Annotated in this window: 10 protein-coding genes; 9 read left to right on the top strand and 1 reads right to left on the bottom strand. The window is 68.5% G+C overall.

Annotated features, from left to right (window positions below; genetic code table 11):
* Positions 1–38: 38 nt before the first annotated feature.
* Positions 39–1010, bottom strand: a complete 972-nt coding sequence (locus KIH07_RS19235) for a porin (protein WP_226493492.1) — start codon at positions 1008–1010, stop codon at positions 39–41.
* A gap of 392 nt (positions 1011–1402) precedes the next feature.
* On the opposite strand from KIH07_RS19235, the gene KIH07_RS19230 reads away from it, so the two are divergent.
* From KIH07_RS19230 to KIH07_RS19190, 9 genes are all read left to right on the top strand, one after another.
* Positions 1403–2089 (top strand): response regulator transcription factor, encoded by a 687-nt coding sequence (locus KIH07_RS19230; RefSeq protein WP_226493491.1) that lies wholly within the window; start codon positions 1403–1405, stop codon positions 2087–2089.
* 52 nt (positions 2090–2141) lie between these two features.
* Positions 2142–3227 carry a sensor histidine kinase gene (locus KIH07_RS19225; protein WP_226493490.1) on the top strand — a complete coding sequence of 362 codons (1086 nt, stop codon included), beginning with the start codon at positions 2142–2144 and terminating at the stop codon, positions 3225–3227.
* Positions 3224–4294 carry an ABC transporter ATP-binding protein gene (locus KIH07_RS19220; RefSeq protein WP_226493489.1) on the top strand — a complete coding sequence of 357 codons (1071 nt, stop codon included), beginning with the start codon at positions 3224–3226 and terminating at the stop codon, positions 4292–4294. Before KIH07_RS19225 ends, KIH07_RS19220 begins: the two co-directional genes overlap by 4 nt.
* Positions 4295–4398: 104 nt before the next feature.
* Positions 4399–5421, top strand: coding sequence for an ABC transporter substrate-binding protein (locus tag KIH07_RS19215; protein WP_226493488.1), 1023 nt, complete (start codon positions 4399–4401; stop codon positions 5419–5421).
* Positions 5422–5516: 95 nt separating this feature from the next.
* A complete protein-coding gene (locus KIH07_RS19210; RefSeq protein ID WP_226493487.1) occupies positions 5517–7709 on the top strand; it encodes an ABC transporter permease in 2193 nt (730 codons plus the stop codon).
* Positions 7710–7730: 21 nt separating this feature from the next.
* Positions 7731–8786 carry an ABC transporter ATP-binding protein gene (locus KIH07_RS19205; RefSeq protein ID WP_226493486.1) on the top strand — a complete coding sequence of 352 codons (1056 nt, stop codon included), beginning with the start codon at positions 7731–7733 and terminating at the stop codon, positions 8784–8786.
* 87 nt (positions 8787–8873) lie between these two features.
* Positions 8874–9878, top strand: coding sequence for a phosphate/phosphite/phosphonate ABC transporter substrate-binding protein (phnD, locus tag KIH07_RS19200; protein WP_226493485.1), 1005 nt, complete (start codon positions 8874–8876; stop codon positions 9876–9878).
* A 32-nt stretch (positions 9879–9910) separates the two neighbouring features.
* Complete coding sequence (locus KIH07_RS19195) at positions 9911–10549, top strand: HAD family hydrolase (RefSeq protein ID WP_226493484.1); 639 nt, start codon at positions 9911–9913, stop codon at positions 10547–10549.
* A 43-nt stretch (positions 10550–10592) separates the two neighbouring features.
* Complete coding sequence (locus KIH07_RS19190; protein WP_226493483.1) at positions 10593–12083, top strand: sigma-54 interaction domain-containing protein; 1491 nt, start codon at positions 10593–10595, stop codon at positions 12081–12083.
* Positions 12084–12238 lie beyond the last annotated feature (155 nt).

Genomic DNA, 12238 nt, shown 5'->3' with positions numbered 1-12238 from the left:
AAACACATGCCGCGTGCGCCGCACGCGGCGTTTCGGCGTCAGAAGTCGTGGCGCACACCCACGGCGAACAGGCGGGTGTCGGCGGTCTTGGTCCCGCTGCCGTCCTTCACGTTGTGTGAACGCAGGCCGCCATAGAGCTTGGTGCGCTTGGACAGGGCATAGGTTGCCCCCAGGCCAAAGCCCGAGGCTTTGGACGAGGTGGCGCCGGCCTTTTCGGTCTTGCCGGTGGCGAAGCCGGCCGAGAGCTGGAGCGCGCCCAGGGGCACGGTGACGCCCACGGTGAACTCGTTGTCGTCGCCCGAGGCGGCGTTGCCGTTGCGGACGTTGTAGCCGCCCGAGACGCTGGCCACGCCGAAGTCGTAGGCGGCGGCGACCATCATGTAGTCGTTGTCCTTGCCTTTTTCCTGCTGCAGGCCCATGGCCAGGTTCAGCGGCCCGCTCTTGTAGCCCAGTTTGGCGCCGATCATGTCGGCCTTGGCGTCGGGGTCTTCGTCCAGCGCGTACTCGACGCCCCCGTAGAGGTTGCCCATGGCCGGCAGCGCATAGGTGATCTTGTTGTTGAAGCGGCTGCTGTAGTCGCCACCCGAGCCGAACACGCCGTTGGAAGAGGGCGTGAAGGCCGAGTCGAACACGCTGCTGCTGGCCGACAGGCCGCGCACTTCGTCGTAGATCGTCGAGCTGCGGCCGAGCTTAAGCTCGCCGAAACCGCCCGAGAGACTCAGGGTGGACTCGCCCTTCCAGAACGGGTCTTCCGACGCGCCCGTGTCGGCGTCGAAGCGGTGTTCCATCTTGAAGCTGGCCTTGAGGCCGCCACCAAGATCTTCGGTGCCGCGAAAGCCCAGGCGGGTGGAGGTCAGGTTGCCGTCGATCATGCGGCTCTGGCTGCCCTTGTCCAGCTCTTTGAGGTTGCCCAGCGAGAGGTCGACACGGCCATACACCGAGACGGAAGATTGCGCCATGGCGGCGCCACAAGCGGCCACAGCGGCCAGAGCGATCAGGGTTCTTTTCAAGGGAGACTCCATAGGAAGGGTGGGGGTGACCCGGACGACGGTTGTCGCGTCGGGTCAGCGGGTGCCGGATGCACCGGAACACCGCCGACGCCATGCTGCCCACCCGGGCCTTGCGCCGGCAGCGGACAAGCACGGAGCAATGGCGCAAGCTTCTTGAAAGTCGGCCACGCAGGGTTGGTATCGGGGCCCGGTCCCGGGCGGCGCGGGCGTTAGATTTCAGGTTTCTTTCAATCCCCGTGCGGGAATAACACGATGACACACAGGCCGGCCTGCGGGACCATCTTCTCCATGGCACGAGGTGCGTGCGTGGCGGACGAAACCCCCACGACTCCCCCAGGGCGCGGCCCGGTGGCCTGGCCTTCTTTCACGATGAACCTGGAGATTCCCCGGACATGAATGTCCTCTTGGTTGAAGACGATCTGGAGCTGTGCGTGGCGCTCAGCAGGGTGCTGTCGTCCCGCGGTTTTCAGGTGGTGTGCTGCTCCAACGGGCTGGAGGGGCTGGCCTTCGCGCGGCGCCACAGCTTTGATGCCGTGATCCTCGATCTCGGTCTGCCCGGCATCGACGGGCTCGAACTGCTGCAGCGGCTGCGCGATGGCAATGGCTCCGTCCCGGTTCTGGTGGTGACCGCCCGCGGGGCCGTGGGTGAACGGGTGCAGGGGCTGGAGGCCGGCGCGGACGACTACCTCAGCAAACCCTTTGATGTCGAGGAACTGGCGGCCCGGCTCAAGGCCCTGGTGCGGCGCAGCCACGGCGTGGAAGAGTTGCGGTGCGCCACGTTGCGCATCGAACCGGGTTCCGGCCTGGTGTTTCGCGGGGCGTTGCCGCTGGACATCTCGGGCCGCGAATTTGCCCTGCTCAAGGCGCTGATGTCGCGCCCGGGCCAGGCGGTGGCCAAGGAAGACCTGCACCGCGCGGTGTTCGGCCACGATGTCCCGGTCAGCCCCGATGCCGTGGAGGTGCTGGTGCACCGGCTGCGCAAGCGCATACAGGGCTCCGGCGCGGCACTCATCACGCTGCGGGGGCTGGGCTATTTCCTCGTCGACGAAGCCGCCAGCGATGGCGCTGCCAGCGCCTGAGGCCGGACCGATGCCCAGCCCCGTGCCTCCATCCACACCCGACGGACCCGCCGTGAAACCCACCGGTGGGCGCGGCTGGCGCCGCCGTTTGCGCATCGTGCCCTCGGGCTCGATCCAGGGCTTTTTGATCGGTGGTCTGGCGCTGGTGCTGGTGCTGATCGAAGGCGTGCAGTGGCTGGTGTGGGGCGGCGGGGCTGCGGGGTCTCTGTTCGGCTCGCTGGCCCGCATGGGCCTGACGCTGCTGGTGTTCGCCTGGCTGGTGGGGCGCGCCATGGCCCCCATACGCCAGCTCGGCGACCATCTGCAGGGCCAGACCACTTCGGTGGACGACGAAGCGTCGCCGCGGGAACTGCAGCCGGTCACCGAGGTGGTGCACCGGCTGCTGCTGCAGCAGCGCGACGCGGTCGACCAGCAGCGCCGCTTCCTGGCCGATGCTTCGCACCAGTTGCGCACCCCCTTCGCCGTGCTGCGCACGCAGTTGCAGGGCGCCCTCTCGGGGCAGCTGGAGGCGCGCGAGACGCTGCCCAAGATGCTGGCCACGGTGGACCGCTCCAGCCAACTGGTCAACCAGTTGCTGTCGCAGGCCAAGGTGGATCAGCTGGTGGCCAACGCCCACTGGCAGGACGTGGACCTGGAGGCGGTGGCGCGCGAGGTCTGCCTGGAATTCGCGCCGCTGCTGGCGCGCAAGCGGCTGGACTTTTCGCTGGAGTCGGTGCCGGTGAACCTGCGCACCGATCCCTGGCTGGCCGGCGAGTTGCTGCGCAACCTGATGTCCAACGCCATTCACCACTCGGTCAAGGGCTCGGCCATGGGCATGGTGCTGCGCGTGTTGCCGGGCCAGACGGAGTTGCTGGTGTGGGACCACGGGGGCGGCATCGACGAAACCCTGCGCGCACGCCTGTTCGAGCCGTTCCAGTCGGCGGCCGGGGGCACGGGCATCGGCCTGGGGCTGTCGATCTGCCGGCAGATCGCGCAATCGATGCAGGCCGAGGTGGAGCTGTTCAACCGGGTGCAGGACGGGCAGGTGATCGGCGTGGACGCGGTGGTGCGCTGGCCGCACGCACCGGCGGCGGTGGCCGGGCCCGTGCCGGCGCATCCGACCGTGCCGCTGCCCGTGGCATGGGACCGGCAGCCATGAACGACGCGGTGCAACTGGTGGCGGTGGACAAGACCTTCGCCGACGGCACGCACGCCCTCAAAGGCGTGCACCTGCGCTTTGCGCGGCGCCAGTTGACCACGCTGCTCGGGCCTTCGGGCTGCGGCAAGACCACCTTGCTGCGGCTGGTGGCCGGGCTGGAGCAACCGAGCGGTGGGCGCATCCTGATCGGCGGGCGCGACTTCACGCAGGCCGGCCCCGACCAGCGCCCGATCAGCATGGTGTTCCAGAGCTACGCGCTGTTTCCCCACCTCGACGTGCGGCAGAACGTGGGCTACGGGCTGCGCATGCAGGCCGGCGCCCACCGCAAGCAGGACGACGATGCGCGCGTGCACGAGGCGCTGGCGCTGGTCGGCATGGCGTCGCTCGCCTCGCGCAGCACCGCTTCGCTCTCGGGCGGGCAGCAGCAGCGCGTGGCACTGGCGCGCGCGCTGGTGTTGCAGCCCGAGGTGCTGCTGTTGGACGAACCCCTGTCGAACCTGGACGCCGGGCTGCGCCGCCATATCCGTGAGGACATCCGCGGTCTGCAGCAGCGCCTGGGCCTGACCGTGATCTATGTGACGCACGACCAGGACGAGGCCATGGCCGTGAGCGACCAGGTCGTGGTGCTGCGCGAGGGCCAGGTGCTGCAGGTGGGCAGCCCGCGCGAGGTGTACGAACAACCCGGTTCCGAGTTCGTGGCCGGGTTCATGGGCGATGCCGCGGTCTTTGACGCCGAGGCCGACGCCCAGGGCCGCGTGCATCTGGGGCCCTTGTGTCTGGCGCCGGGCCTGACGCGGCGCCAGGGGCCTCTGCGCCTGGTGGTCCGGCCCGAGGCCTGGCGCATCGCGCCCGCCAGCGGTGCCGGCCTGGCCGGCAAGGTGGTGGCCCGCGCGTTTGAAGGGCGGCTCACCCAGTACCGGGTGCTCACCGCACTGGGCGAGCTTCAGGTGAACACCCTGCACGAGCGCCAGGGGCTGCAGCTGCAGGCGCCGGTGAGCCTGTTCCTCGATGGCCCTGGAGTGAGCGTGCTGCTGGGCGGCGAGGTCGCCGCGCCGCAGGGCCCTTGAGATGGCGCACCCCGCCGCGCCTCACGCGGCCCCTTTTGACCTTTTTTGATTTCCCGACCCTTGAACCCCCGGACCGCTGTCGGTCCTTTCCCAGGAGACAAACGATGACGAAGAAACTCTGGCTCGCCGCCCCCCTGTTGCTGGCCCAGATGCTGCCCGCGCAGGCCCAGAGCAGCGAATTCAACCTGATCTGCTCGGCCCAGGCCGCGTGGTGCAACATGCTCGCGGTGACTTTCGAGAAGAGCCAGGGCGTGAAGGTCAACATGACGCTCAAGGGCTCGGGCGAGGCGATTGCCCAGATCCTGGCCGAACGCGCCAACCCCAAGACCGACGTCTGGTTCGGCGGCACCGGCGACCCGCACCTGCAGGCCGCCGAGCAGAACCTCACCCTGGCCTACAAGTCGCCCACGTTGCCCAAGCTGCACGACTGGGCGCAGAAGCAGGCCGCGCAGTCGGGCTACAAGACCGTGGGCATCTACTCCGGCCCGCTCGGCTTTGGCTACAACACCGAACTGCTGGCCAAGAAGAAGCTGGCCGTGCCCAAGACCTGGGCCGACCTGCTCAAGCCCGAATACAAGGGCGAGATCCAGTCGGCCAACCCGGCCTCCAGCGGCACGGCCTACACCATGATCGCGACCCTGGTGCAGCTGATGGGCGAAGAGCAGGCGTTTGAATACCTGAAGAAACTGCACGACAACATCGGCACCTACACCCGCTCGGGCACGGGCCCGATCAAGGCCGTGGCGCGTGGCGAGGCCACCGTGTCGATCAGCTTCGTGCACGACGGCCCGGGTGAGAAGGCCAATGGTTTCCCGCTGGAGACCATCACGCCCGCCGATGGCACCGGCGCCGAGATCGGCTCCATGTCGATCATCAAGGGCGCGCGCAACCTGGACGCGGCCAAGAAGTTCTACGAATGGGCGCTCACGCCGGCGGCCCAGGCGCTGGGTGCGGCCACGCTGCAGTTCCAGTTGCCGTCCAACAAGGAAACCAAGGTCGATCCGCGCGTGCCCGACTTCCGCAAGATCAAGATGATCGACTACGACTACGCCAAATACGGCCAGACCGCCGAGCGCCGCCGCCTGATCCTGCGCTGGGAAAAAGACGTCAACAGCCTGCCGCGCTGAGCCCTGTCGTCCCTTCGCCCGGAGCCACCTGCGGGCACCGGGCGGACCGCCGGGCGACGGTGCATCGCCCAGCCTGATACATCACGGAATTCACCATGACCGTTTCTGTTTTGCGGTCCGGGCGCGCCATCGCCGCCTGGGCTCTGTTGGGGTTCGCGGCCTACGCCGTGCTGCCCTGGTATTTCCTGCAGCAGCACTCGCTGCTGGCCGCCCTGGCCGGGGTCTGGGGAGACGACACCACGGCCAGTGGCCTGGTGCAGGCCGCGCGGCACGGCCGGCCGTGGCTGTGGGTGGGCCTCGCCGGTCTGCTGCTGGCGTCCAGCGGCCTGCTGCTGCCGGCCGGGCGGGGGCAGGGGCGGCTGCTGGTGGGCGGCGCGAGCCTGGGCCTGATCGGCCTGCTGGCCAGCGGTTTTGCCATCGGCGCGCCGGGCTGGTCGTTCGAGTCGCTCGAAGCCCTGTTCGGACCGCTGGAGCGCGGCCAGTTCGGCATGGGCTGGGGCGGGTTCATCGTGCTGGCGTCGCTGGTGGCGCTGCTGGGCTCGGGCATTGCGCGGCTGGGCTACTTTCGCTCCGACGTGTTCGTGGCGTCCTCGGTGGTGGGCTGCGTGGCGCTGCTGGCCCTGTTCGTGGTCTACCCGGTGCTGCGCTCGCTGGTCACGGGTCTGTACGACGACATGGGTGAGTTTTCCCCGGCCGCGCTGTGGCAGCGCCTGGGAACGGAGCGCATCTGGGGCCTGGGCTGCGTGGGCGGCGGCACCCGTTGCGGCGTGGCCTGGAACACCCTGTATCTGGCGCTGCTCACCGCCGCCGGAACCACTTTCATGGGCACGCTCATGGCGCTGTGGGCCGAGCGCGGCGGCACGCGCCTGGCGCGCCCGCTCAATGCGCTGGCCATGCTGCCCATCATCACGCCGCCCTTCGTGGTCGGGCTGGGGCTGATCCTGCTGTTCGGTCGCGCGGGGCTCTACAACCAGTTCATGGAATGGGCCTTCGGCATCCCGCCCTCGCGCTGGTTCTACGGCGTCTTCGGCGTTTGGCTGGCCCAGATGTTCGCCTTCACGCCGATCGCCTTCATGATCATGCGCGGCGTGGTGCAGGGCGTGAGCCCGTCGCTGGAAGAGGCCGCGCAGACGCTGCGCGCCAACCGGGTCCGCACCTTTCTGACGGTGACGCTGCCGCTGCTCAAGCCCGGCCTGGCCAACGCCTTCCTGGTCGGGTTTATCGAGAGCATGGCCGACTTCGGCAACCCCATCATCCTGGGCGGGCAGTACGCGGTGCTCTCCACCGAGATCTTCTTCGCCATCGTGGGTGCCTCGCTGGACCCGGGCATGGCCGCCGCGCTGGCGCTCATCCTCACGGTCTTTGCGCTGGCGGTGTTTTTCCTGCAGCGCGCCTTGCTGGGCAAGACCAGCTTCACCACCGTCACCGGCAAGGGCGATGCGGGCATGGCCATGCCGCTGCCGCGCGGCGTGCGCTGGATGTGCCTGGGCGTGGCCGGCCCGTGGCTGCTGTTCACGGTCACCGTGTACCTGTTCGCGTTCGCCGGCGGCTTTGTGCGCACCTGGGGCCGCGACTATTCCCTCACGCTGGACCATTTCCGCGCGGCCTTCGATCTGCAATGGGGCGAACACGGGCTGGTCTGGGCCGGCACGGCCTGGAACTCGCTGTTCACCACCGCCTCGCTGGCGGCGATGGCCGCGCCCGTGTGTGCCTTCCTCGGCCTGCTGATCGCCTGGCTGCTGGCGCGCACCGAGTTCCGCGGCAAGTCGGCCTTCGAGTTCGCCGCGCTGCTGACCTTTGCGATCCCGGGCACGGTGCTGGGCGTGAGCTACATCATGGCCTTCAACGTGCCGCCGGTGGAGCTCACGGGCACCGGGCTCATCATCGTGTTGTGCTTCGTGTTTCGCAACCTGCCGGTGGGCGTGCGCGCCGGAACGGCGGCCTTCAAGCAGCTCGACCGCTCGCTCGACGAGGCCTCGCTCATGCTGCGGGCCAGCACGCTCACCACGCTGCGCCGGGTGGTGCTGCCCCTGCTCAAGCCGGCGCTCACGGCCGCGCTGATCTACAGCTTCGTGCGGTCGATGACCACCGTCTCCGCGGTGATCTTCCTGGTGTCGGCCAAATACGAGCTGTCCACCACCTACATCATCGGCCGCGTGGGCAATGGCGACTACGGCGTGGCGCTGGCGTATTGCACGGTGCTGATCATCTTCATGTCGCTCATCACCGCGCTGGTGCAGCGCCTGGTGGGCGAACGCAAACTCGGCCGGCGCGCACGCGCGGCCTGATCCCTTCTTCAGGAGTCCTTCATGACCAAACCAACCGCCGGCATCGAATTCCGCCAGGTCACCAAGCGCTACGGTGGCCCATCGTCTCCCCTGATCGTCAAAGGCATCGACTTCGTGGTGCCCAAGGGCAGCCTGACCACCATCCTCGGCCCCTCGGGCTGCGGCAAGACCACCACGCTGCGCATGATCGCCGGGCTGGAAACGCCCAGCGGCGGGCAGATCCTCATCAACGGGCAGGACGTGACCTCGCTCGGGCCGAACGAGCGCAACGTGAGCATGGTGTTCCAGAGCTACGCGCTGTTCCCGCACATGAGCGTGCTGCAGAACGTGAGCTACGGCCTGAGCGTGAGCGGTGTGTCCACCACCGAAACGGCCGAGCGCGCACGCGCCGCGCTGGCCACCGTGGGCCTGGTCGGCATGGACCAGCGCCTGCCCAGCGAGCTCTCGGGCGGCCAGCAACAGCGCGTGGCGCTGGCGCGCGCGCTGGTGATCGAGCCGGCCGTGCTGCTATTCGACGAGCCGCTGTCCAACCTGGACGCGCGCCTGCGCCGCAGCATGCGCGAGGAGATTCGCAGCCTGCAGCAGCGCCTGGGCCTGACCGTGGCCTACGTGACCCACGACCAGAGCGAAGCCCTGGCGGTCAGCGATCAGATCATCGTGATGGACCACGGCGTGGTCGCGCAGGCCGGCAGCCCGGCCGACCTGTACGAGCGGCCCGTGAGCGAGTTCGTGGCGGGCTTCATGGGCGAGGCCATGCTGTTCCCGGGCCAGGCCCTGGAGGACGGCACGGTGCAGGTGGGGCCTTTGAAACTCGGGGCTCTGCACGCCGTGCGGCCCGGGGCGATCAAGGCCGCGATCCGGCCCGAGGCCTGGACCGTCAGCCCGGCCGGGCGGGAGGGCGCGGTGAGTGGGGTGGTGTCCAAGCTGGCCTACCTGGGCAGCTTCTACGAGCTGACCGTGCAGACCGATCTGGGCGCGATCTTCGTGGTCTCGCCCGACGTGGAGCGGTCGTGGCAGATCGGCGACGCGGTGTCGCTCAGCCCGCCGGCCCGGGGCGTCTCCGTGGTGGCGGCCTGATCGGCGCCACCAAGTCTGCGAAGCCCGGAGCCCCGCCTGTCGCATCAGGCGCTGCCCTGTCCCCGCCTTTTGGAATGGACCGACACCATGAAATCTTTGACGCGTCGCTTCTGCCTTCGCTCGGCCGTGCTGGCCGCCCTCCCGTGGATGGCGGGTCTGTGCGCCGCCCAGGCCCGTGGCCCGGCCCTGGTGTTTGGCGTGATCTCTCCCCGGGCGGTCGAGCAGACCCGCGACAACTGGTGGCCGTTCGTCGAGCGGCTGGGCGCTGCGGTGGGGCAGCCCATCGTGCTCCAGGTGTTCGAGTCGCAGGAGCTCATGGTCCGTGCGTTCAAGGCGCACGAAGTCGATGTCGGGTGGATGGGCAACGTGCCGGCCCTGGAGGTGGTTGAAGCCGGGGCCGGGTCGGTTTTTGCCCAGATGGTGAGCCGGGATGGGAGCCTGGGCTACAAGTCGCAGATGGTCGTGGGGCGGCAGGCGACCTCGATCAACGATCTGGGCGACGTGCTCGCGCAGGCCAGGCAACTGCGGTTCAGCGATGGCGAGGCCAAGAGCACCTCGGGGCACCTGGTGCCGCTGTACTTCGCCTTCCAGAAGAACGGGATCAACGAGGTGAAATCCACCTTCCGGCACTGTGAATCGGGCAGCCACCAGGACAACCTGAAGAAGGTGGCCACCGGCGCGGTGGACGTGGCGACCGCCAACAACGAGGAGGTGGCCTTTTTTGCGCGCGACTTCCCCGATCTGGCCGCGAAGATCAAGGTGGTGTGGGAATCGCCCCTGATTCCACAATCTCCCTTGTTGTGGCGGACGGGGCTGCCGCCGGAGGTGCGGCGGAAGATCAGCGGCTTTGTGGTCGGGTTCAGTGCGAACCGGCCCGAGGAGAAACAGATCCTGGAAAAGGTCAACGGTCTTTCCCGGTTTCGCGCGTCGAGCAATCTGCAACTGGTGCCCATCGCGGACCTGGAGATGTTCAAGGCCCGCCAGGCGATCAACCACGAGAGCTCGTTGAGCGCGCCGGAGCGGGCCCGCCGGATCGAGGCGGTGATCAAGCGCGGATCGCGCCTGGAGCTGCGCCTGAAGCTGGGCTCGTGAGGGCCAATTTTTTTTAACGATGAGGATGTTCGATGACGAAGTCGGTGGTGGTGTTCGATCTGGGCGGCGTGGTGTTCAACTGGCAGCCCGAGGTGTTGCTGCAGCAGGTGCTGCCGCAGCACGCGCCTGACGAAGCGGCGGTGCAGCGCCTGAGCGCGCGCATTTTCCAGACCCTGGACCTGGACGGCGACTGGACGCAGTTCGACCTCGGCCACATCGGGCCCGATGGGTTGGCCGAGCGCATCGCGCGGCGCACCGGCTTGCCCGAGCAGGACCTGCGCGCCTTGATCGAGGCCATTGCGCCCCACATGACGGTCAAGACCGACACCGTGGACCTGATGCGCGAGCTGCGGGAGCAGGGGCATCGCCTGGTCTATCTCTCCAACATGCCCACGGGGCTGGCTGAGTGGATCGAGCGCGACCATGCCTTCTTCGACTGGTTCGACGACGGCGTTTTCTCCGCGCGCGTGCGGCAGGTCAAGCCCGATCCGGCGATCTTCCAGACCGCCGTGCAGCGCCTGGGCCTGCAGGGACAGGTGCCGGTGTTCCTCGACGACATGCAGCGCAACATCGATGTGGCGGTGGCGCAGGGCTGGCACGGCGTGCGCTTTGAATCGGCGCGGCAGGCGCGCGCGCAGCTGCAACGGCTCGGGCTGCTGGCCGCGGGCTGACCGGGGGCTGGGCCGCGCGCGGGGCTGCGCGTAACATGGCCGCATGACCCGAGACGACCGACTTCCCCGCGACGCGCAGAGCATCCTGGAGCTGGCTGCGCGGTCCATGTTCGACCTGTTCGCCACCGCCAGCGAAGGCATGATGCTGGTGGACCGCAAGGCGCGCGTGGTCTGGATCAACGACCAGTACCGCCGTTTCCTGCCGGCGCTGGGTTTCGAGCGCGAGGAAGACTTCGTCGGCCACCCGGTCTCCAGCGTGGTGCAGAACACGCAGATGCACCAGGTGCTGGCCACCGGCAAGCCGATTCTGATCGACCTGCTGACCAACAAGGCCGGCACCTTCGTGGTCAGCCGCATCCCGCTGCGCGACGACGCCGGCGAGGTGATCGGCGTGCTGGGCATCGTGCTGTTCGACCACCCGGAAACCACGTTGCAGCCGCTGATCGCCAAGTTCGCGCGGCTGGAGCAGGACCTGAACGACGCCCGGCGCGAGCTCGCCAGCCAGCGCCGCACCAAATACACCTTCGCCAGCTTCGTGGGCACCAGTCCGGGCGCGCTGGAGGTGAAGCGCCAGGCCCGGCGTGCGGCCTCGTCGGCCAGCCCGGTGCTGCTGCTGGGTGAGACCGGCACCGGCAAGGAACTGCTGGCCCACGCCATCCACGCGGCGTCGCCGCGCGCGGGTCGGCCGTTCGTGAGCGTGAACATGGCGGCCGTGCCCGACACGCTGCTGGAGGCCGAGTTCTTCGGCGTGGCGCCCGGTGCCTACACCGGGGCCGACAAGAAGGGGCGCGACGGCAAGTTCAAACTCGCCGATGGCGGCACGCTGTTCCTCGACGAGCTGGGCGACATGCCGATGTCGGTGCAGGTCAAGCTGCTGCGCGCGCTGCAGGAAGGCGAGATCGAACCGCTGGGCTCGAACAAGCTGGTGCGCTTTGACGTGCGCGTGGTGGCGGCCACCTCGCGCGACCTGCAGCAGATGGTGCGCGAGGGCAGTTTTCGCGAAGACCTGTATTACCGGCTCAACGTGCTGCCGATCCGGGTACCGCCGCTGCGCGAGCGCCAGGGCGACATACCGCTGCTGATCGAGGCACTGTGCGAAGACATCGCGGCGCGCGGCGGCGGCGCCCAGCTGGAAATCAGCGCCTCGGCCCAGGCCCTGCTGGCGGCCCAGGCCTGGCGCGGCAACATCCGCGAGCTGCGCAACGTGCTGGAACAACTGGCCCTGCGCAGCGACTCGCCGCACATCGACGCCGCGCAGGTGGAGCCGGTGCTGCGCGAGGCCGGGCTGGACCGCATCGAACCCGCCGTGGCCTGGCCGCCGGGGGAGGCGGGCGCGCCGGCGGGCGAAGCCGATCTGCGGCCGCTGCCCGAGCAGATCGCTGAGCTGGAGCGACGGGCGATCACGCTCGCTCTGGCCCGCACCGGTGGCAACCGCACGGCCGCGGCCCGGTTGCTGGGCATCTCGCGGGCCAGCTTTTACGACAAGCTGGCGGGCATGGAGGTGGCGTCTGAATTTCGGACAACTGTCCAATGATCAGACATATTGGATCTCCGAAAACCGTCTGAAATTCAGACGACAAAGCGGTGATCTGGTAAAAATGCCTTGTGAATCAAGGCCGGTCCGCCCTGGCACGGACCCTGCAATGTGGAAAACACGGCGCCACGCGCTGTGACACTTCCAACCAGGAG

It is taken from the genome of Hydrogenophaga taeniospiralis (assembly GCF_020510445.1).
Classification (GTDB): domain Bacteria; phylum Pseudomonadota; class Gammaproteobacteria; order Burkholderiales; family Burkholderiaceae_C; genus Hydrogenophaga.
The sequence above is the reverse complement of the archived record's forward strand: the minus strand, read 5'-3'. Positions and strand labels throughout refer to the sequence as shown.